This is a genomic window from Aeromonas sp. ASNIH4 (assembly GCF_002934425.1).
GTDB classification, from domain to species: domain Bacteria; phylum Pseudomonadota; class Gammaproteobacteria; order Enterobacterales; family Aeromonadaceae; genus Aeromonas; species Aeromonas hydrophila.
Map to the genome: position 1 here is coordinate 4,949,282 of NZ_CP026217.1, position 20,719 is coordinate 4,970,000.

The window sequence follows — 20,719 nt, forward strand, 5'->3', positions numbered from 1 at the left end:
ATCAGCGCCAGGTCCCTTTGATGGTAATGGTACCGCTTTGCTGTACTTCCCCTTCCCACAGGTCGTTGCCAATGGTTCGTTGCACCATGGGATCGGTCAGATCGAATTCCAGCGCCAGCTTGTAGAATCGGGTAATGCCTTTGCCGCTGACGGGGTCATTCCATTCCTGTGGAGGCTGGCTGTCCTGAATCCCCAAGCTGCGAATATCCAGCGGCGTCTGATCACAGCGGATCGCATGTCGGGAGGCTGTTCCATGGTTGGTCGAATCAAATACCAATCTCGTCGGTATAGGTACTGCCTGTTCGGGAACAGCCTGCCCTGCTGGGTAAAAAGTGCAGAGACCTTGATACGGAGCCCCGATATCTTGTGAAACGGTAATCTCAAGCATGTCTGCACTGATGGGCCCACTATCCGAGATATTGTAAGAGAAACTCAATATATCCTTGCCCACATTGCCTTCTCGGTAGGGATTGCTCACCCCCTCCGAGGATAGAATGGAAACACTGAAGTCCCGTGGTTTTATGATGATCTCGGTGGTGCCGCTGAATTCATAGAATCCACTTTCCGGCGCTTTGATATTTCGCATATTAAAGTTAATCAAATTTCTGGTGAGCTGTTCTTGTAATCCCAACCTGACCACTTGTTTGAAAAAGTTGCTTGATAGAAAAAGATAAATGGACGATTGCCCTCTAAGATAGCTGACATTGTAATCCGCACCTTTAAGAGCCCAGTTGGTCAGATTGGCACTCATCTGTACATCACCGCCAACAATGGCGCTGTTGAGTGCCGCATTTTTGATGTTGGTATAAATATACGGGTCTGAAAATGACTGGCTGCCATCCTGATTGAAGTCGTAGTCCAGAAAGCGGCACAGCACTCCATCTCGTGTACCCAGCCGATAATTCTCACAACCTTGTGAACCGGGTAGCACATAGGGAGCCCCATTGCTGTCGACGATCACTTCACTGATCGCATTGGTTTGTATGAAACGTAGATGTCCCGCTTTTTTATGCTGGGTCCGCTTGACGTACCAGGTCCCACTATCCTGATTGATACAGCGTTCCCCGGCCGCGGCATCATAGATTCTGGTGGTCATGCAAAGATTCATTTCTCGGTTCAAAATGCCCCCGGCAGGCATGGTGCGAAGATAGTCAAAGAAAGCGGAGCTCAATTTTGCATGGGCATATCCGGTGGCAGCCTTCATCAATCCGAAAAATCCGGTTTCATTTACTGAGGCGGGTTGATTCATCGCTTCTGCTGTCTGTGGATCACACCCCGCCCAGCTTTTTATGCAACGCTGATTGATATACGGATATTTAACTGGGCCGTTTTCCCACATATCGATGTTGTAGTTGGTCACTGTGTAGTTATGACCATTGTCTGCATATGCCAAACTGACCTGCCTGGAGTCAGTTGTCCATGCATTGCCACCCGTCAGGCGAGGGTCCAGATAATCGGTTGGTGTAATAAATAGATTGTGGTCTTCCTGGTTTTCAATAAACAGAAAATGGCGCAGATCAGCATCGACCAAATTATATTTTATTACTGCGGCACTGGCCTGCGAGGCCCAGCTGGTGGCAATTACCATCGCCAACAGCCATTTATATGCGGGATTCATCATCAGTACTCTCTCACCATGGCATAGGTGGGCAGCCCCTGGCAGGTAATAATGCCTACCCAGGCGGCGCCGCTGTGTTTTTCAAGATCGAGCTCGGCTTCACAGAAGTCATTCCCCTGGCGGAAAGTCAGCATGGGATTGGCTTTATCCACATCCAGCGAGAATTCACCCTCTTCGTTGGTCACCGTGGTGCCGATATGGTTGTCGATGCGGGCATTGGCCAGCAAGGAGCCGTCTTCCGCCCTGAGTATGCCGAAGACAGTCACCATCTCCTTGATGGTGCTGCTCGCATCCAGGGTGGCCACGTTGCCGGGAAACAGGGTGTAGCGCTGCTTGCCGGTATTGATGTCGTAGCTGTCTTTGCCCCGCTTGCTGTTGAGCAGCTCGATCTCGTACTCCCCGTAAGGGGGGAGGGCGAGGAAGGTCTGCTCGCCATGCAGGGGGTAATCCTGTCCGTTGACCTTGGCGAGCATCTGTCCTTGGCGATCGATCCCAGTATTGATGATCAAGCCGGCCCCCGAGGAGTTGCGGCTAGAGGCGACCAGTGAGTCCTCCGTCGTGACCAGGGCACCGCGCGCAATCAGGTTGCCATTCATGTCGCCACCATGGCCGCGGCCCAGCGTCATGGTGCCGCCGATGACCCTGTTCTCGAACCCGAGAGTGCCGGAGAGCGCCATATTGTGTTCATCACTGCCGTGCATCATGCGCGAGGCATTGAACGAGGCCAGATTGATGACGCCGTCCATGCGTTTCTGGTAATTGAGGTTGGCCGTGGTCTGGCCCTGCTCGTTGCTGCTCATGCCAAAGCTGAATAGGTTGTCGAACGGGATCGAGTAATCCAGCGTGATGCTCTTGTTGTTGAATCCGTTGAGCGTACCGCTGTCGCTCTGCAGGCTGGCGCGCAGCGACAGGTTGCCGAATTTGCCGGCATAAAGGTGCTGGTAGTAATCGGCATAGCTGCGATCGCTGTTCATCTGGCGGTCGTGCAGGGTGTTGAAGGTGAGCTGGCCGAGACCGCTGACCCAGCCACCCAGATTGAGCGTGATGCCGGCGGAGTAGAGTTCGGCGCTGCTCACCGTCAGGGCGCTGCCGGTCTCGAGTTTCTCCTGGCTGAGCCAAAGAGAGGCATTGTCATGGGCCTGAAGGGCAAGGCTGGATGCGAATCGCCACGATTGGTCGGAGGCCAGCATGGTTTGCAACTGGGCACTGACACGATCGGTTGCCTGCCAGTTTGCACGCGCTTCGCCTACCGCAGCATCCTTGAAGGCATAGGTTGTGGTGGCCAGTTCCAGAGTATCCAGCGAACGTGCCAGCGATACTCCCAGCAGCGGTGAATCACCGTTGTTCTGGGTGCCTTCCATCATGCCTCCCCACCATTGCCATCCCCACTCCTGAGTAAAGCCCAGACTGCCGCCCAGCTTGGTGACGCGCTGGGTCGTGGTGCTGGTCAGCCGTCCATCGACATAGACTTCGACCGTGACGTTGTAAACGCCACTGGGGAACGCCGAGGTGTCGATATTCTGGTTGCCGATGGCCAGGTTCTGCAGGCTGATCAGGCGATCCTCACGGTACACCCTGACCTCGCCATTGGCAGGCATGAAGACTTGTACCGGGGTGGTGGACGCGTCGGCCTTCTGTTTACGTGACTGGGCCTGGTTGCCATACGATGCCCCATAAATGCGGCCAGTACTCAGACCGGTCACCACCCCCAGCGTCTGCAGATCCCAGGTCGAGACCATGCCGGCCGCGATGCGGCGATCGTCAAGATCCCGCTCGTACATGGCACGATAGATGTCACCGCTCTGTTCTGGCTCCCCAAGGTTGTAGAGGGAGGCGCCCAGCGCCATGTGATGGGCACCCATCCCGACAGTACTGTCCAGTTGTAGGAAGTTGGAGTCGCTGTGACCGTTTTGCCGATTGCTGTTGAAGGAGTAGCCCAGATTGTAACGATGCACCCCGGTCAGGGCGTCAACGGTCGGGGTCAAGGTCACCCGGTTGTCCGGTTGCCTGGCCTGGCCGAATGCATCGCGTGAAACCCGAATCGTCAGCAACATGGCCACCAGGTCAAGCTGCATGCTGGCGTTGGCATCTATCTGCAAGCTGCCCTCGGCAGAAAACGCGCGCTTCTCTTCACTGGCGAGCATGGCGGTCAGCTGGTCGTTGAGCAGACCTTGCTGCTGGCCAGCACCAAAATCGATGTGCAGCAGATGCAGCTTGCCATCCTGCAGCAGCAGGGTGGCATTGCCGATCGGGTTATCGGTCAGGGTGTCGAGCCGGTTTTCTTCATCCGTGTACTGCAGACGAACGGGAACAGCCAGCCCTTCTGCCAGAGCCTGGGCAAAACTGGCCGGAATGATGACGTTGGCGATCTTGAGTGGCGCCGCGCTGTTGGCCGAGGCGGAGACCACCATCAGCAATGAGAGCGGCAACAAGCAGGTTTTCTTCAACATATCACGCACCATGGTTTCAGATTTCGGCAAAACAACACCGCCACTCGACCGGGTGGTGAAGGTAGTACCAGCACAAACGGGTTATTTGACGACGACGAATTCCTGACCCAGCCAGAGGCCAAGATGACTTTGCGGATCCTGCATATCGACTTTCTTGAAGCGGCGCTGCTTGCCGGGCAGGTCGTAGTAGGTCTCTTTGCACTGCGCCTGTGCCTTGCGGTCCAGACAGGGGCCGTAGGCCACGGTGCGGTAAGAGGCATTCCCCTGATTGCTCAACATTCCGTTTTGCAGGTTGTAGGCGAAGTGCTGCTGGCGTGGCGTGACCACCAGAATGGTGCCTATCTGGGCAGAGGTGGTGGCAACCGCCTGGCGGCGATTGTTGCTCTGGTCGTCCATCGACAGGGCTGTGTCCAGCCAGCGGATGCGGTAGTAGCGCTCCTTGCCATCCTGCGGTCCCTTGTAAAAGAAACGCACGTTGTTCTTGGCATGGGCGGGCAGCATCAGTCGGCTGGGCGAGAGCATCAGCTCGCCGGCCACTTCCATCGGGATCTCCTGGCCGCCCTCTTCGGGTGAAGAGATGCGGCTGACGGAGATGGTGACCAGCCTGGCTTGAGCACTGCCATTCTCGATCTCCTTGGCTACATCCTGGTTGCCTGCATCGATGAAGGTGGTGACGGAACCAACGTTGATGGCCTGGCTGACCCCGGGAATAAACAGCATCCATGCCATCAGCATTTTCAGGTTCATGGGAACTCCTGTGATTGCAAAGGGCCCCGCAGGGCCCCGAATACTGTGCGTCGCGGCAATTAGGACCAGTTGGCAACGAACTCGACGTTGACTTCCCCACTCCACAGGCCATCCGGCAGGGTCTCGAAAGCGGCTTCTGTGCCGTTGACGGTCGCGCTTTCGATGTTGAAGGTGAACGAGCCCTGGGCGGTGCTGCGCTGGGTGTCATCCTTGAAGCTGCTGGCCAGCGGAGAGAGGTTGCCGCCCGTGATGCCGGCAGCGGTATCGATCAGCGTGGTATAGGCGGTGGTACTGACGGGAGCACCTTGCCACAGCACGCCGACGTCGACGGTGGAGCCGCCGCTCAGGTGGTTCAGGGTGCCGCTCAGCTTCTTGGCCTTCAGCGTGAAGTCGGTGGCGCTGGCATCACCCTTGATGGCAACGTCGAACAGGCCGTTCACGGTGTTGAAACCCTTGATCCCTTCCGCGTATTGGAAAGAGAGGCTGTCGAGCGGCGTGACAACCAGCGCCGACTCGGTGTCCTTTTTGGCGGTTGCCTTCCAGGTGGCAATGGCCGGGGTGGCTTCCACGGCAGCCTGAGCGGCGGCAGCGAAGCCCAGTCCTGCAACAGTCAGCGCAATCAGAGTCTTTTTCATCTTGATATTTCCTACACATTTCCTGATGGGGGCATTTGCCACCCGTTTGATTTCACGCACCCAGGGTGCATTCCCTTTCCACCTTGCCGGACGGGTTTGTCCAGGCAATCTTGCCGATCGCCGAAGGGTAATGTTTCGTCAATCAGCTCATCTTTTCGCCGGCAAAGATACTGGACGGACCTGCTCGGATCGATTGAATGCTGTGTAGGAAAAGTCCTAAAAGATGGTTGTTGTCTGCAACTTAAAATAAGCCTTGTCCATTCTCTTATCAGGGTTTTTTGTTTTTCTTATGATTTTGATTTTTAAGAGTTTTGGTGCTTTTCTTATCTAGATGGCGTGTCCCTCTGACGGGGGAGGATGGGAGGGGTTGCCGTGTGGGAATGAGCACAAGGAAAAATAGAGATTCAAAAGAATATATAGCTCTGTAAGTATTTGATGAGAATAAATAAAAATATTAGATAAAAATGAATGAGGTGCGAAGAGAGGAGTCGTTACTTGAACTACGTAACATATCATTAATATTCAAGCGCCATATGGTACACGTGCTGACTTTGTAGTTAATATACGTTGAATCAAATGGAGTAATGGCAGGAAAGTATATGGCAAAAATATTGGTAGTAGATGATCACCCCGCCATCAGAATGGCTGTAAATATCCTGCTGCAGCAGGATGATCATCATATTGTTGCCGAAGTTGATAATGGTGTTGATGCAGTTTCGATGGCGCGGAAATATCAGCCTGATATGGTCGTTCTGGATATCGGGATTCCCAGGCTGGACGGTATTGAGGTGATCAAAAGACTGAAAGAGATGGATGCTGATATCAAGGTGGTCATATTGTCGGCACAAGCCACGCATCATATTATGGTGCGTTGCCTGCAAGCCGGTGCCAACGGTTTCATATCCAAGCTGGATGACCTTTCCTTGCTGAAAACAGTGCTGGTAAAGATAGGGAAAGGTCAGCTTTATTTCCCTCGCGATGTGATTGCTGGCGCCAAGAATGCCCATGAAGTCGATCGGAAAGATCTCTTGTCGGCACTCTCGGATAGAGAGATGAGCGTCTTGTTGCAGATATGCCAGGGGCACACCAACAAGCAGATTGCAGAGAGCATGCTGCTGAGCGAGAAGACGGTCAGCACCTACAAGAGTCGGCTGATGCAAAAGCTGAATGTCACCACCATGGTTGATCTGATCAGCCTGGCCAAGCGTCAAGAGTTGCTGTGACCATGAGGCATTGGTTTGCAGCTCTGCTGGTCTGTTGCTGCGCTTCATGGACTTCGGCTCATGAGCTGGCGGCGCCCTATCTGCATGTCTATGCGCGCAATGACAGCGAGTACCTTGAGAAGCAGACCCTGCCGCTGCATGCGGAAGATTGGCTGTGGTTGAGAAATCGTGGCCAGCTGGTGCTCGGTGTACCCATGCCCGACAATCCGCCGATGGACATCACCCTGCGTGCCAATGCTTACGAAGGCGTCACCGCCGACATTGTCGGCATGCTGAGTCATCTGTTGCGTGTCGAGATCGTCGTAAAGAATCTGCCGTCTCGCGCCGCGGCCATTGCTGCGCTCAAGCGGGGAGAGGTCGATCTGCTGAGCACCTCCAATGCCTATGAAGAAGAGCAACAATTATTGTTGACCGATAAATATATGCCGGATGATCCGGCCATATATAAGAATATTCACGTAAAGGAGCGTGATATAAGAACGGTGGCCGTCCCGGAGTATTATCTGCCGGCGCTGGATGTGATGCGCTACCTGCCCAAGGTTCAGATAAAAATGTATTCCTCTCGTTATAGCGCACTTTCTGCGGTTGCATATGGCCAGGTCGATGCCGTCATGCTGGACATGATTTCCGGGAACTTCATCGTCAATAAATTTTATCAAGACAGCATTCAATTACTGAAACCTCTTTATATAGACACCCATGGTTTTTCGTTTTCGCTGGAAAGAAAAAATCAGCGGCTTAAAAAAATCATCAATATTGCGCTGGATGAAATTCTGGAAGGCAAGCGGGAGGAAATTGCCAAACGCTGGAATGGCGGCGGCCTCTCTATCGGGGCCAGCAAGGTCGAGCTGACCAGCGAGCAGTGGGCCTGGCTGGGTCAGCAGAAAAAAATCCGGATGGCCGTCAACAGCGGGGTGCCGCCGCTGAGTTTTCTCGACATCAATGACACCTTGCACGGGGTGGTGGCCGATTTGCTGCAGGTGTTGCGAGCGAAGCTGGGGGTGGAAATAGAGGTGGTGCCGGTCAAGACGCCAGGGCAGATGTTGCAGTTGCTGGATGGTGGGCAGGTGGACATCGCGGTGTTGAGCCCATCGGAAGAGCGTCGCAGTCGTTACCTGTTCAGCCGTGCCTTTGTGCTCGACCCGCTGGCCTATGTGGTGGGGGTCCGCCATGAGGCGACGGCACCGGAGACGCTGCTCAAGACCGGTACGGTCGCCATTATCAAGGACTTCATCTCCGAGCAGGCGATAGAGGACGAGTATGGCAAGCTGACCAGCAGAAAGTTCGAACGGATCGAAGATGCGCTGCGCTGCGTGGCGACCGAGACCTGCGACGTGACCGTGTTGCCGTTGCGGGTCGCCAAGTACTACATCAACAGCAAGTTTCCGGACAGTCTGCTCATCACGGGAGAGTTGTTCGACTCCATCCCGATCGGGGCGGCGTTTGCCGTTTCGCCCAAGCAGCATATGTTGCGCGACATTCTGGATCGGGTGATTGCCATCATTCCGCCGGATGAGCTGGAGGGACTCTCCAATCGCTGGCGCGTCAGTACCCAGCAGGAGGCCATCACCTGGCAGGAGCTGGTACGGGAATTTGGCGGCATCATTGCCTTGATCATGCTGCTGACCATCTGGATCGGCCTATGGGGCCTCTCTTTGCACAAACAGGTGCGCCAGCGCCGGGCAGCCGAGATGGCTTTGAGTGCCCAGCTCAAGTTCATCGAAGATCTGGTGGACGGCACACCCCACCCCATCTATGCCAGAGATCGAGAGGATCGGCTGGTGCTCTGCAACAGCACTTATGCCAGCTTCTTTGGCGAGGAGAAGAGCCGTCTGTTGGGCTCCACCATGGCGGACGATGTGCAGCGCTGGCCTTTTCTGGCTCCCCTGTTCGAGGATTTGAGCACCGCGCGTACGGTGCGCTGTGCCAGGCAAGGGGATCATCGCCTCTCCATGGCGACGGGGTCCGTGGCCGTTTATCACTGGGTACAGCCCTACTATGACCTGGAGGGAAGTGTTCAGGGCGGAATCGGTGGCTGGATCGACGTGAGCGAGCGGCTGCGGCTGCTCGAAGAGCTGGCTCTGGCCAGTCAGGATGCCCAGGAGGCCAATCGTGCCAAGTCGACCTTTCTGGCCACCATGAGCCACGAGATCCGCACGCCCATGAACGCCATCATTGGTTTGCTGGAACTGACCCTGCGCCGCGATCGACTGCATGAAGAGGACAAGACCTCACTTTCCATCGCCCATGGTTCGGCCAGGGATCTGCTGAGCCTGATTGGGGATATTCTCGATATTTCCAAGATCGAGTCTGGCCGGCTTGAACTGAGGCCGGAACCCCATGAAATCACGGCGCTGACGGCCTCGGTGGTCACCGTATTCACTGCGCTGGCCAGACAAAAGAACCTGCAACTGGAACTCGCCGCCGGCGAGCCCCGCTGGGTACAGATTGATGGCATCTGCTACAAGCAGATCCTCTCCAATCTCATCAGCAATGCCATCAAGTACACCGAGCAGGGATCGGTGCGGGTCGAGTTGCAATCAAAAACCAGCGACGGCTGGTGTACCTTGCAACTGGTGATCCGGGATACGGGCATAGGGATTGCGCCTGCGGAGCAAGCCAGGCTGTTTCAGCCTTTTGGTCAGGCCAGGCAGCCCGAGCACATCCAGCGCTCCGGTACCGGTCTCGGACTGATGATCTCTCGCTCGCTGTGCGAGTCGATGGGAGGCTCGCTGCTGCTGGAGAGCGAGCCCGGCCACGGCACGTGCATCAGCATCGAGATGAAATTGCCGCTGGCGATCGCGGTCGAATCAGTCCCGCCCGTGGCATTGGGCACGATGACAGGGCATCACCGGCGACTGCGGGTCATGATAGTGGACGATCACCCCACCAACCGGCTGCTGGTCAGCCAGCAACTGGCATACCTCGGGCATGATGCCACGGCGGCCGAGTCGGGGGGCGAGGCGCTGGCACTGTTTGCCAACTCACCCTTTGACGTGATGATCACCGACTTCAACATGCCTGGCATGAGCGGCTTTGAACTGACCCGCCAGTATCGGGCTCTGGAGCTGAGTCGGGGTACGCATCGTTGCCTCATCCTGGGGTTGACGGCGGATGCCCGCCAGGAGCAGGTGAGCGAGGGGCTGACTGCCGGCATGGACGACTGCCTGTTCAAGCCGGTAGGGTTGGAAGAGCTGGAGCGCTGCCTGTGTCGCCACATGCAGCATGAGGAGCAGCGGGAAATCGAGCGCTGTGTGCAGGAGATCAAGCAGTGTCTCGGACCATTGACCGGCAATCAGCCTGCGCTGATGTTGCCCTTGTTGCATGAGTTTGTACGGGCCAGCGACGATGATCTGCTGGGTCTGCAACAAGCCGCAGAGGGTGGTGAACTGGCCCGTTTTCTCGACTATGTGCACCGTCTGAAGGGCGGGGCCAGGATCATGGGGGCGATGACGCTGGTTGCGGTGTGTGGTGAGATAGAATCAGGCGGGATCGCGCCGCAGGGATTGCCGAGGGCATTGCCGCAGTTGCAGCACGCCTACGGGATCGTCAGGCAGGCCATGATGCAAATGCAGGCCGAGCCGGAATGAAAATGAAGGCATGCCGGGCATGCCTTCATGGATGGTCAACCGTGCCAGTAGACCAGCAGTTCATAGGCCGCTTCACCGGTCTGGTCCGGTTTGGCGGCCGGAGCCAGATAGCTGAGGAAGTAGCGGGTGGCCTGGGTCAGAGGCAGGGCATGGTGTTGCGGCAGTGGCTGGCCGTTGAGCGCCAGCTTGAAGTCGGTGCCGACCTGATCGGGCAAACTGGCATACAGGGTGCGAGCCTGCAATTGGTAGGTGGTGTTGAAATCCGGATTGCTGAGGTTGATGGCCTCGGTCTGGACCGGGCTGGATGTGGAAACGGAATTGACCGGTTGCTGGCCTGGGTGGGTGAGCGAAATTTCCATCCCGGTGCTCTTGCTGGCGGTGGCAGGCCAGGTGAGCTGATAGGTTTGCGTGCCGGCCTGAGCCGCCATTGCGTAGCAACCAGCCAGTAGTGCCACCAGAACTCCTTTCTGAGACATATGATTATCTCCTGGATATCGAGGTTACCCCGCTGCCGGGGGTCACTCATCTATCGACCCGTCAGCGGCAAAGCTTAATCTGGAACCCACTATTCGGAATGAGCTGACACGGGATACGGGGTATGATCCCGCGCCTTGTCCTCCCTTTAGTCATAGATATGGAATCCCTGCTTTGCTCGAAAATCAGATGATGTTGTTGGCGGTGTTCGAACGGGCGGCGCTGATGTTGATGACCCTGTTCTTCCTGACCCGTACCCGGCCGTTCCAGCGGCTGTTCCAGAAGCGGGATCACACCCCGGCCGAGCTGGTGCTGGTGGCTGCCATCTTCTGCCTGTTTGCGGTGTTCAGCACCTACACCGGCATTCCGGTGGAGGGGGCCCTCATCAACGTGCGGATCATCGCCATCATCTCCGGCGGCATCCTGTTCGGCCCCTGGGTCGGCATTCCGGCCGGGGTCATCTCCGGTCTGCACCGCTATCTCATCGACATGGATGGCCACACCTCGATCCCGTGCCTCATCGCCAGCATCATCGCCGGCCTGCTCGCCACCTGGCTGCACTTGCGCTGTCGCAAGTCGCGGCTCTGGCTGTACGGCATTCTGGCGGGGATGTTGTGTGAAGGGCTCACCATGCTACTCATCTGGCTGTTGACCGAGCCCCATGCGGTGGGCGTCGAGATCGTCAGCCATATCGCCTACCCGATGATCGCCGGCGCACTCTGCATCGGCCTCATCATCAAGCTGGTGCAGGATCTGGATGACGAGAAGGAGCTGATTGCCGCCAAGCAGGCCAAGCTGGCGCTCGACATTGCCAACAAGACGCTGCCCTTCTTCCAGAACATCGATCGTCACTCCCTGAGCCAGGTCTGCGCCATCATTCGCAGCGAGATCAGCGCCGATGCGGTGGCCATCACCGATACCCGCGACGTGCTGGCCTATGTGGGGGTGGGCAAGGATTACTACGAGCTGGACGAGCACCACGCCATCAGCGACATGACCCAGCGGGCGGTGCTGCTGGACCAGATCATCATCAACAACGATCTGCGCCAGTATCACCTCTCCGATTTCCACTCGGTCATCATTATTCCGCTGCGGGAAAACGGCTCGGTGAGCGGTACCCTCAAGATCTACTACCGCCGCACCCACAGCATCACCAGCTCCCTCAAGGAGATGGCGGTGGGTCTCTCCCAGCTCATCTCCACCCAGATGGAGGTGTCACGCATCGAGCAGCTCAAGGAGATGACCCGCAAGGCGGAGTTCACCGCGCTGCAGAGCAAGATCAACCCGCACTTCCTGTTCAACGCCCTCAACGCCATCTCGTCGCTGATCCGCATCCGGCCCCAGCAGGCACGCCAGCTGATCGCCAATCTGGCGGACTACCTGCGCTACAACCTCAACAAGGGGGACACCCTCATCGACATCCAGGAGGAGCTGCAACAGGTGCGCGACTACGTGGCCATCGAGCAGGCCCGCTTCGGTGACAAGCTTGAGGTGGTATTCGAGGTGGACGACGTGCACATTCAGGTGCCGAGCCTGCTGTTGCAGCCGCTGGTGGAAAACGCCATCCTGCACGGCATCCAGCCCCGCAGCGCGCCGGGTCGGGTCACCATCGAGGTGAAGCAGCTGGCGGGCGGCATCCGGGTGGCGGTGCGCGATACGGGTTACGGCATCAGCCAGGCCGTGATCGACGGGGTGGCTGCCGGTCGGGTGGAGAGCCGCAGCATCGGTCTGATGAACGTTCATCAGCGGGTCAAGTTGCTCTATGGCGATGGCCTGCACCTCAAGCGGCTGGAGCCGGGTACCGAAGTGAGTTTCTATCTGCCGGATCAGGAGTCGATGCCATGCTGAGTGCCATCATGATTGAAGATAAGTGTGTGCTGCGAGAGGCGTTGTCATGCTGAAAGCCATCATTGTCGAGGATGAGTATTTGATGCGGGAGGTGCTGGCCTCTCCTGCGTTCTCTCAGGGGGCAATGCCATGCTGAAAGCCATCATAGTGGAAGACGAATATCTGGCCCGTGAAGAGCTGGCCTACCTGGTGGGGCAGCACAGCTCCATCGAGATAGTGGCGAGCTTCGAGGATGGGCTGGAGGCGTTCAAATACCTGCAGGATCACGAGGTGGACGTGGTGTTTCTGGATATCCAGATTCCCTCCATCGACGGCCTGCTGCTGGCCAAGAACCTGCACAAGTCGAGCCATCCGCCCCACATCGTCTTCGTCACCGCCTACAAGGAGTTTGCGGTGGAGGCGTTCGAGCTGGAGGCGTTCGACTACATCCTCAAACCCTACAACGAACCGCGCCTCATCAGCCTGCTGCAAAAGCTGGAGCTGGCGGGCAAGTCGCAGGCGGGGCAGGGGAGCGAGCCGGGCACGCCGCACAATCGCACCGTCAATCTGGTGAAGGGGGAGCGCATCATCGTCACCCCCTGCGAGCAGATCTACTACGCGGAAGCCGACGAGAAGCTCACCTATGTCTACACCCGCGATGATCGCTACGTGATGACCATGACCCTCAGCGAGTTCGTCAACCGGCTGCCTGCCGAGGGGTTCTTCCGTTGTCACCGCTCCTATTGCGTCAATATCAACAAGATCCGCGAGATAGTGCCCTGGTTCAACAGCACCTATCTCATCCGGCTCCATGACCTGCCGTTTGAGGTGCCGGTCAGCCGCAGCAACATCAAGGCGTTCCGTCAGCTGATGCGGCTCTGATTGTCATTCATTCCCGCCGATCTGCATTTCATGCCTTAATCGGTCGGCGGGAGTGGCGTCTTGCCTATAGTGGCCCCAGTTTCCTTAAGGCCATTGACCGAGACGCATCATGACCAAAGAGATGAATCGCACCCGCTACCTCACCCTGTTGGGGACCATCATCACCCAGTTCGCGCTGGGATCCGTTTACACCTGGAGCCTGTTCAACGCCCAGCTCTCCGACAAGCTGGACGAGCCGGTCAGCCAAGTCGCCTTCGCCTTCGGCCTGCTCAGCCTCTCCCTGGCGGTGGCCTCCTCCCTGGCGGGCAAGCTGCAGGAGCGGTTCGGGGTGCGCAACGTCACCCTGGGTGCCGGTGTGCTGCTCGGCATCGGTTTCTTCCTCACCGCCCACGCCAGCAACCTGGCGATGCTCTACCTCTGCGCCGGCATCCTGGTCGGTTTTGCCGACGGTACCGGCTACCTGATGACCCTCTCCAACTGCGTGAAGTGGTTCCCGGAGCGCAAGGGGCTGATCTCCGCCTGCTCCATCGGTGCCTACGGCCTCGGCAGCCTGGGCTTCAAGTACATCAATCTGCTGCTGCTCTCCAGCAACGGGCTGGAGACCACCTTCCAGCTGTGGGGGCTGATCGCCATGTCCATGGTGCTGGTGGGCGGCATGCTGATGAAGGATGCGCCCAAGCAGGCCGCTGCCGTGCAGCAGAGCGAGAGCCGCGACTTCACCCTGGCCGAGGCGATGCGCAAGCCGCAGTACTGGATGCTGGCGCTGATGTTCCTCACTGCCTGCATGAGCGGTCTCTACGTCATCGGCGTGGCCAAGGACATCGGCGAGAACATGGTGGGCCTGCCGGCCGTGGTCGCCGCCAACGCCGTTGCCATCATCGCCATGGCCAACCTGGGCGGCCGGCTGGTGCTGGGTATCCTCTCCGACAAGATGTCCCGCATCCGGGTCATCACCATCGCCCAGCTGATTACCCTGGCCGGCATGGCGCTGCTGCTGTTCGTGCCGCTCAACGCCAACCTGTTCTTCGTGGCGGTGGCCTGCGTGGCGTTCAGCTTCGGCGGCACCATCACCGTCTACCCCTCGCTGGTGAGCGACTTCTTCGGTCTCAACAACCTGACCAAGAACTACGGCGTCATCTACCTGGGCTTTGGTCTGGGCAGCATCATCGGCTCCATCGTGGCCTCCCTGTTCGGCGGCTTCATGGCGACCTTCAACCTGATCCTGGTGTTGCTGGTGGTGGCGCTGGTGCTCTCCCTCACCATCCGCCTGCCGGCGCCGGTATCGGTGGAGCGGGCCTGATCACCCGCCTGTCGCAGCAAGCAATGAAAAGACCCGGGCCTGACCCGGGTCTTTTTTTGTGCGCGGCTCATTACTCAGCGTGGCGGCAGCCCCAACAGCTGGCGTACCCGCTGGCAGGTCTCTTCCACCGTCGGCCAGTCGGCGGCGGTGATGGTGACATGGCCCATCTTGCGGCCGGGGCGGGGTTCCCCCTTGCCGTAGAGGTGCAGATGCACGCCGGGCAGTGCCAGCAGGGCGGCCCAGTCTGGCGTGCCGGCCTGCCAGAGATCCCCCAGCAGGTTGAGCAGCATGGCGGGGCGCACGGCGATCCGGGCGGGCAGCGGCAGATCGCACAGGGCGCGCACCTGCAGCTCGAACTGACTGCACTCGGCGTTGTCGAGGCTGGGGTGGCCCGAGTTGTGAGGGCGTGGCGCCAGCTCGTTGACCAGCAGCCTCCCTGCCACCAGGAAGAACTCCACCGTCAGCACGCCGACGTAGTCGAGGGCGGCGATCAGCTGCTCGGCGATGCGTCTGGCGTCGGCTTCCAGCGCTGGTACGTTGGCCGGGGAGCGGGTCTGATCCAGAATGCCGCCGCTGTGCCAGTTCTGCACCAGCGGCAGGGCACCGATGGCACCGCTCGGGCTGCGGGCCAGGGTCAGGGAAAACTCACCCTCCAGCGGCAGGCGCTTCTCCAGCACGCAGGGTACGCCGCTGGCGGCCAGCGCTGCCGGCAGCTGGTCGGCGGCCTGAATGGTCCACTGGCCTTTGCCGTCGTACCCCTCGCGGGCGGTCTTGAGGATGGCGGGGAAGAGAGAGGCGGGCAGCACCGGCAGCGGCTCGCCCGGCTGCAGGGTCTGGTTGGGGGCGACCGGGATGCCGGCTCTGCTCAAGAAGGCCTTTTCTTCGCGGCGATCCTGACAGATGCGCACGGCACCGGCGGCCGGGCGTACCGGCTGGTACTGCTCCAGCAGCGCCAGGGCGGTGGCCGGCACGTTCTCGAACTCGCAGGTGACGGCGGCGCAGCGGCTGGCCAGATCGTGCAGGGCGGTAGGGTCGTCATAGGCGGCAACAATATGGTGATCGGCAGCCGCGCCGGCGATGCTGGCAGGGTCGGGATCCAGCACCACCACCTTGTAGCCGAGGCGGTGGGCGGCCATCACGAAGTAGCGGCCGAGCTGGCCGCCCCCCAACATGCCGAGGGTGGCGGGTGGCAGTATCATGCCGGGTCCTCCAGGGTGAGGGCCAGCACCCGGTCGCGTTCGGTGGTGCGAAAGCCGTCGAGCTGCTGCTGGTAGCGGGGGGCATCGCCGTCTTGCGCGACGGAGAGCAGGGAGACCGCGAACAGGCCGGCGTTGGCGGCGCCCGCCTCGCCGATGGCGAAGGTGGCGACCGGTACCCCCTTGGGCATCTGCACGATGGAGAGCAGGGAGTCCATCCCCTTGAGCTGGCGGGTCGGGATGGGCACACCCAGCACCGGAATGGTGGTCTTGGCGGCCACCATGCCTGGCAGATGGGCGGCGCCGCCGGCCCCGGCAATGATGGCGCGCAGGCCACGCTCACGGGCGCTGGCGGCATATTCGAACAGCAGATCCGGAGTGCGGTGGGCCGAGACCACGCGCGCCTCGTAGGGGACGCCATGCTCCTTGAGGATGCGGGCGGCGGCCTGCATCACGGGCCAGTCGGAGTCGGATCCCATTACCAGGCCGATCAGGGGAGGGGTATTCATGGCTATGACTCCTTGCAGTCAAACGTTTGTCTCTGGTTGGCAAAAAGAGCCGGCAAGCCGGCTCAGAATTTTTCGGGTCGCACGATTTCGACCGGTTGCAAAAAGGCGACCATGGCATAGTCGGGGTAGTAGCGACTCTGCAGGTGGGCGAGCAGGCGTTCCGCCTGTTCGCGGCTGCAGATCGCCTCAAGCCGGATGTTGCCGCTCTCGCTCCAGCTGGCATTGCGCTCACCGTGGTCACCGCGGCCTCTGGCATCCGTGATGGTGTAGCCGCGTAGCCCCTCGCGGGTGAGAGTGCGCAGCAGGGTGGGTTCCAGGTTCGCTTCCGTGATGACGGTGAGCAGGGTGCGGATCTCGGTCTGCATGTGGCTACTCCGTGAAGTGGCGGGCCCAGCTGTGGTAGAGCGGGATCCCCAGCATGATGTTGAACGGGAAGGTGACCCCCAGTACGGCGCTGAGCGACAGGCCCGGATTGGCCTGAGGGACGGCGATGCGCATGGTGGCCGGCACGGCGATATAGGAGGCGCTGGCCGCTAGGGTGGCCAGCAGGGTCAGACCACCAAGGGAGAGCCCCATCAGCTGGCCGATCATCAGGCCCAGGCCGGCCGAGGCGAGCGGCATCAGCAGGGCGAAGCCGAGCAGGAACAGACCGTGGCGGCGCAGGTCCTGGCATTGGCGGGCGACGATGAGGCCCATCTCCAGCAGGAACAGCGCCAGCGCCCCCTTGAACAGGTCGACGAACAGGGGTTTGAGCGGAGCAATCCCGTCGGGCCCGGCCAGATAACCGATGGCCATGCCGCCCAGCAGCAGGGTGACCCCCTTGCCGAGGAAGGTTTCATGGGCCAGCCGGCGCCAGCGGGTCTGCCGGCTTATCCCCTGGGCCAGCACGATGCCGACCAGGATGGCGGGGATCTCCATCACCGCCAGGAAGATGGAGAGTTGGGATTCGACGCTGATGCCGCGCTCGGTCAGCCAGTTCACCCCGACCGCAAAGGTCGCCACGCTGACCGAGCCGTAGTGGGCGGCGGTGGCCGCGGCATCGGCCCGGTTCATCTTGAGGCGCAGCACGGCAAACCCGGCCAGGGTCTGCAGCATGCCGAGCAGGATCACCAGTGCCAGTTGCGGTAATAACGGTTGCAGTGATTGCTGCGCCAGGCCGACGCCGCCCTTGAGGCCGATGGCCAGCAACAGGAAGAGGGAGAGAGTATCGTAGAGCGCGGGCGGCAGCTTGAGCTCGGAGCGCACCAGACCGGCCAGCAGGCCAAACAGGAAAAAGAGTACAACAACATCCAGCATGGGAGTTCGCAGGAGGCAATTCACAGGGTGGTTGCATGCTAGAGTGCAAGATGTTTCGATAAAATCAGATTTTGATTGATGATTGTTCGGTAAAAACTGATAAGGGGCCCGATGCTCAACTACAAACAGCTCTATTACTTCTGGCACGTGGCGCGCAGCGGGAGTGTGACGCGGGCCGCCGAGCAGTTGCACCTCACGCCGCAGACCGTCAGCGGTCAGGTGGCCGAGCTGGAGCTCTCGCTCGGGGTGGCGTTGTTCAACCGGGTGGGACGGCGGCTTGCCCTGACCGCCGCCGGTCGCCAGGCGCTCGAACAGGCTGGCGCCATCTTCTCGCTCGGCGCCGATCTGGAGCATACCCTGCGCCATGCCAGCCAGGAGCTGACCATGCAGGTGGGGATCGCCGACTCCGTGCCCCGCACCCTGGCGTTCGAGCTGCTGGCACCCGCCATGGCGCTGGCCACCCCGTTGCGGCTGGTGTGCCATGAAGAACGGGCGGAGCAGCTGTTCAGCGAGCTGGCCAGCCACAAGCTGGACATGGTGCTGATCGATCGCCCGCTCCCCCCCGACAGCGGGGTGCGCGGCTACAACCACGAGCTGGGACGCAGCCCGCTGGCGCTGTTTGCCAGCCCCGAGCTGGCTGCTCGGGCACGGCCGGGCTTTCCCGCCTCCCTCGAAGGGCTGCCGCTGCTGATCCCGGGGGAGAAGTCGGCGACCCATGACAGCCTGCTGGCCTGGTATCGGCAGCAGGGCATCCATCCCCATCTGGTCGGCCAGTTCGACGATTCGACCCTGATGAAGTCGTTCGGCAAGGCGGGGATGGGGATCTTTCCGGCACCGCTGGCCATGGCCGACGAGATCGCGCGACTCTACGGTGTCGAACGGATTGCAACCCTGGCCGAGGTGACGCTCTCCTACTATCTGGTGTCGGCCGGTCGTCACCTCTCCCATCCCGGCGTACAGGCGGTGATGGAGGGGGCGAAGCAGCGGCTGGCTGCGCTGGGTGGCAAGAAATAGAAATCTGGATGGCTATACATCCACCTCTGCTCTGCCTATAATCCCTGCGCTTTGGCGCATCATGCTTAATAGGGAATCCGGTGAAAATCCGGAGCTGGCGCGCAGCGGTAAGGGGGAACGAAGCGACATCAGGGCACTGCCACAGGTGGGAAGCCGTCGCCGTAGGCCATCAGCCCCCCAGCCCGAAGACCTGCCAAAGTTCGTATTTCGGGCCGAGAGAAACCGGCCACGAAGTAGATGCTTACGCGAACTTAAGGATCTCTCATGTCCAAGAAATTATTGGCGGCTGCCCTGTTGCCAACGGCGGCTTTTGCCCAGACCACCATCCCCGTCAATCCTACCCTGGTCATCACCGCTAATCGGGTGGAGCAACCCATCAGCTCGGTACTGGCTCCCGTTGTGGTGATCGATCGCGCCGAGATCGAGTCCCGCCAGGTGCAGAGCCTGCCAGCGTTGCTGAAGACGCTGCCCGGTGTGCAGATCACCACTCTGGGTGGTCGAGGCCACATGAGCAGCCTGTTCATCCGTGGTACCAACTCCAACCATTCACTGGTGCTGATGAATGGGCGCCCCATCGCGGCCATGGTGGCCGGCACGCCGGATCTCAGCCAGATCCCGCTCGGCAATATCGAGCGCATCGAGTACATCCGTGGCCCACGGGCGGCCGTGTATGGCTCGGATGCCATCGGTGGCGTCATCAACCTCATCACCAAGACATCCGCCAAGAATGGCAGCGAGACCCACCTGAAGGGCGGTGTAGGCAGCAATGGCTACGGCCAGGGCCAGCTGCGTACCGTGCAGGCTCTGGGCCAGCAGACCGACATGAATATGATGATCGGCTACGAGCGCACCGATGGGTTCGACGTGGTGGCCAATGCCCAGCAGCCGGATCGGGATGGTTTTGACAGCCTGAACGGCCAGTTCGGACTGAATCATGCTTTCAACGGCGCATGGAGTGCCGACTTCAACGCCCAGAGCTATGACAACCAGACCGAAATGGATGATGCGTATCAGTCGGCCGATCAGAGCCGGGTGCAGGCGTTCCAGTACGATGGCGGCCTCAAATATCAGAGTGGCGCGCTGAGCAGCCGGCTGGAGGCCAGCTATGGCGAGAACAAGCTGAAGAGCTGGCTGGAGAGCAAAGGGGAGTCCAGTGCGGAGCCCATCCACACCGGGTTGACCCGCTTCTCCTGGATCAACAGCTGGAGTGGTGTCGAGGGGCTCAACCTGACCGGTGGTGCCGACTGGCAGCAGGAGCAGCTGAAATCCGATACACGCAGCTATGGTCAGGCATTCAATGCCCCGGATCGCGACAACACGGGTCTGTTCGTGGTGGGCAGCTACCGCTGGCAGGCCCTGCTGTGGGAGCTCTCTGGTCGTACCGATGACAACAAGCAATATGGCCGTCACAACACCTGGTCCGCTGCCAGCGGGCTGGATCTCGATGACAACCATAATGTGCGTCTGAGCTATGGCACTGCCTTCAAGGCACCGACCTTCCTCGATCTCTACTATCCGGGTTATGAGAACCCCGCGCTGAAACCGGAAGAGAGCAAGAATCTGGAGCTGGGCTTCAACGGTCGCTACACCGGTTGGGATTGGTCGCTGAACCTCTACCGCAACCAGATCCAGAATCTGATTGCCTGCCAAAGCGCGTCCTCTACCTGCCGACCGGACAACACCGACGCCGAGATCCGCGGTGTGGAAGTGGCGCTCGGTCTGGAAACCGGACCACTGCGGCACGATCTGAGCTTTGACTACACCCGTGCCGAAGACAAGAACGACGGGGATCAGCAACTGCTGCGTCGTGCCAAGCAGAAGGCCAGCTGGCTGACTCAGGTACAACTGGGCCCGGTCGATCTCTCCACCGAACTGCTCTATGTCGGCAAACGGGATGACAAGAACTTCAGCAGCTTCCCGGCGGAGCGGGTTGAGCTGGGTTCCTACACCCTGATCAA

16 protein-coding genes and 1 riboswitch (1 of these 17 only partly in view) are annotated in these 20,719 nt (G+C 59.6%); of the genes, 7 read left to right on the forward strand and 9 right to left on the reverse strand.

What is annotated here, in order from left to right; genetic code table 11:
• Nucleotide 1: 1 nt before the first annotated feature.
• From C2U40_RS23200 to ecpA, 4 genes are all read right to left on the reverse strand, one after another.
• A complete protein-coding gene (locus C2U40_RS23200) occupies nt 2–1,618 on the reverse strand; it encodes a hypothetical protein (protein ID WP_103828788.1) in 1,617 nt (538 codons plus the stop codon).
• Nucleotides 1,619–1,620: 2 nt separating this feature from the next.
• Nucleotides 1,621–4,068: a fimbrial biogenesis outer membrane usher protein gene (locus C2U40_RS23205; protein WP_233768801.1), complete on the reverse strand. Its 2,448-nt coding sequence runs from the start codon at nt 4,066–4,068 to the stop codon at nt 1,621–1,623.
• An 81-nt stretch (nt 4,069–4,149) separates the two neighbouring features.
• Nucleotides 4,150–4,815, reverse strand: a complete 666-nt coding sequence (locus C2U40_RS23210; protein ID WP_103828775.1) for a hypothetical protein — start codon at nt 4,813–4,815, stop codon at nt 4,150–4,152.
• 59 nt (nt 4,816–4,874) lie between these two features.
• Entirely contained in the window at nt 4,875–5,450 is a 576-nt protein-coding gene (gene ecpA / locus C2U40_RS23215; protein WP_011704100.1) for a common pilus major fimbrillin subunit EcpA, read from the reverse strand.
• Nucleotides 5,451–6,049: 599 nt separating this feature from the next.
• Here ecpA and C2U40_RS23220 point away from each other — a divergent pair.
• Nucleotides 6,050–6,673: a response regulator transcription factor gene (locus tag C2U40_RS23220; protein ID WP_024945884.1), complete on the forward strand. Its 624-nt coding sequence runs from the start codon at nt 6,050–6,052 to the stop codon at nt 6,671–6,673.
• A gap of 2 nt (nt 6,674–6,675) precedes the next feature.
• Nucleotides 6,676–10,263, forward strand: a complete 3,588-nt coding sequence (locus C2U40_RS23225) for an ATP-binding protein (protein ID WP_103828774.1) — start codon at nt 6,676–6,678, stop codon at nt 10,261–10,263.
• A gap of 35 nt (nt 10,264–10,298) precedes the next feature.
• Here the strand turns inward: C2U40_RS23225 and C2U40_RS23230 are convergent, their stop codons facing one another.
• The gene (locus tag C2U40_RS23230; protein ID WP_103828773.1) at nt 10,299–10,739 is read right to left on the reverse strand and encodes a hypothetical protein; all 441 of its coding nucleotides are present in this window, start codon (nt 10,737–10,739) and stop codon (nt 10,299–10,301) included.
• A 172-nt stretch (nt 10,740–10,911) separates the two neighbouring features.
• On the opposite strand from C2U40_RS23230, the gene C2U40_RS23235 reads away from it, so the two are divergent.
• From C2U40_RS23235 to C2U40_RS23245, 3 genes are all read left to right on the forward strand, one after another.
• Nucleotides 10,912–12,585 (forward strand): sensor histidine kinase, encoded by a 1,674-nt coding sequence (locus tag C2U40_RS23235; RefSeq protein WP_041216141.1) that lies wholly within the window; start codon nt 10,912–10,914, stop codon nt 12,583–12,585.
• A 129-nt stretch (nt 12,586–12,714) separates the two neighbouring features.
• Complete coding sequence (locus C2U40_RS23240) at nt 12,715–13,446, forward strand: LytR/AlgR family response regulator transcription factor (protein WP_103828772.1); 732 nt, start codon at nt 12,715–12,717, stop codon at nt 13,444–13,446.
• Nucleotides 13,447–13,555: 109 nt separating this feature from the next.
• Nucleotides 13,556–14,746, forward strand: coding sequence for an L-lactate MFS transporter (locus tag C2U40_RS23245; protein WP_016348936.1), 1,191 nt, complete (start codon nt 13,556–13,558; stop codon nt 14,744–14,746).
• Between the two features lie 74 nt (nt 14,747–14,820).
• Here C2U40_RS23245 and C2U40_RS23250 read toward each other — a convergent pair whose 3' ends face one another.
• From C2U40_RS23250 to C2U40_RS23265, 4 genes are all read right to left on the reverse strand, one after another.
• On the reverse strand, nt 14,821–15,945 hold the full coding sequence (locus C2U40_RS23250) for a 5-(carboxyamino)imidazole ribonucleotide synthase (protein WP_103828771.1): 1,125 nt from the start codon (nt 15,943–15,945) through the stop codon (nt 14,821–14,823).
• A complete protein-coding gene (gene purE / locus C2U40_RS23255; RefSeq protein WP_103828770.1) occupies nt 15,942–16,451 on the reverse strand; it encodes a 5-(carboxyamino)imidazole ribonucleotide mutase in 510 nt (169 codons plus the stop codon). The genes C2U40_RS23250 and purE overlap by 4 nt, the downstream gene beginning before the upstream one ends.
• Nucleotides 16,452–16,513: 62 nt before the next feature.
• Nucleotides 16,514–16,816 (reverse strand): P-II family nitrogen regulator, encoded by a 303-nt coding sequence (locus tag C2U40_RS23260; protein WP_005306985.1) that lies wholly within the window; start codon nt 16,814–16,816, stop codon nt 16,514–16,516.
• A gap of 4 nt (nt 16,817–16,820) precedes the next feature.
• Nucleotides 16,821–17,747 (reverse strand): sodium-dependent bicarbonate transport family permease, encoded by a 927-nt coding sequence (locus C2U40_RS23265; RefSeq protein ID WP_181014926.1) that lies wholly within the window; start codon nt 17,745–17,747, stop codon nt 16,821–16,823.
• 111 nt (nt 17,748–17,858) lie between these two features.
• On the opposite strand from C2U40_RS23265, the gene C2U40_RS23270 reads away from it, so the two are divergent.
• Nucleotides 17,859–18,761 (forward strand): LysR family transcriptional regulator, encoded by a 903-nt coding sequence (locus C2U40_RS23270; protein ID WP_039214084.1) that lies wholly within the window; start codon nt 17,859–17,861, stop codon nt 18,759–18,761.
• 35 nt (nt 18,762–18,796) lie between these two features.
• Nucleotides 18,797–18,973: riboswitch (cobalamin riboswitch) on the forward strand.
• 52 nt (nt 18,974–19,025) lie between these two features.
• On the forward strand, nt 19,026–20,719 hold the 5' portion of the coding sequence (locus C2U40_RS23275) for a TonB-dependent receptor domain-containing protein (protein WP_103828768.1). It continues 142 nt past the right edge of the window; only the first 1,694 of its 1,836 coding nucleotides appear in the window; the start codon lies at nt 19,026–19,028; the stop codon falls past the right edge of the window.

Bases quoted from the DNA above. Each gene is read 5' to 3' on its own strand.
- C2U40_RS23260 (WP_005306985.1), bottom strand. From the start codon at position 16,816: ATGCAGACCGAGATCCGCACCCTGCTCACCGTCATCACGGAAGCGAAC.
- C2U40_RS23220 (WP_024945884.1), top strand. From the start codon at position 6,050: ATGGCAAAAATATTGGTAGTAGATGATCACCCCGCCATCAGAATGGCT.
- C2U40_RS23270 (WP_039214084.1), top strand. From the start codon at position 17,859: ATGCTCAACTACAAACAGCTCTATTACTTCTGGCACGTGGCGCGCAGC.
- ecpA (WP_011704100.1), bottom strand. From the start codon at position 5,450: ATGAAAAAGACTCTGATTGCGCTGACTGTTGCAGGACTGGGCTTCGCT.
- C2U40_RS23230 (WP_103828773.1), bottom strand. From the start codon at position 10,739: ATGTCTCAGAAAGGAGTTCTGGTGGCACTACTGGCTGGTTGCTACGCA.
- C2U40_RS23265 (WP_181014926.1), bottom strand. From the start codon at position 17,747: ATGCTGGATGTTGTTGTACTCTTTTTCCTGTTTGGCCTGCTGGCCGGT.
- C2U40_RS23240 (WP_103828772.1), top strand. From the start codon at position 12,715: ATGCTGAAAGCCATCATAGTGGAAGACGAATATCTGGCCCGTGAAGAG.
- C2U40_RS23225 (WP_103828774.1), top strand. From the start codon at position 6,676: ATGAGGCATTGGTTTGCAGCTCTGCTGGTCTGTTGCTGCGCTTCATGG.
- C2U40_RS23245 (WP_016348936.1), top strand. From the start codon at position 13,556: ATGACCAAAGAGATGAATCGCACCCGCTACCTCACCCTGTTGGGGACC.
- C2U40_RS23200 (WP_103828788.1), bottom strand. From the start codon at position 1,618: ATGAATCCCGCATATAAATGGCTGTTGGCGATGGTAATTGCCACCAGC.
- C2U40_RS23205 (WP_233768801.1), bottom strand. From the start codon at position 4,068: ATGTTGAAGAAAACCTGCTTGTTGCCGCTCTCATTGCTGATGGTGGTC.
- C2U40_RS23210 (WP_103828775.1), bottom strand. From the start codon at position 4,815: ATGAACCTGAAAATGCTGATGGCATGGATGCTGTTTATTCCCGGGGTC.
- purE (WP_103828770.1), bottom strand. From the start codon at position 16,451: ATGAATACCCCTCCCCTGATCGGCCTGGTAATGGGATCCGACTCCGAC.
- C2U40_RS23250 (WP_103828771.1), bottom strand. From the start codon at position 15,945: ATGATACTGCCACCCGCCACCCTCGGCATGTTGGGGGGCGGCCAGCTC.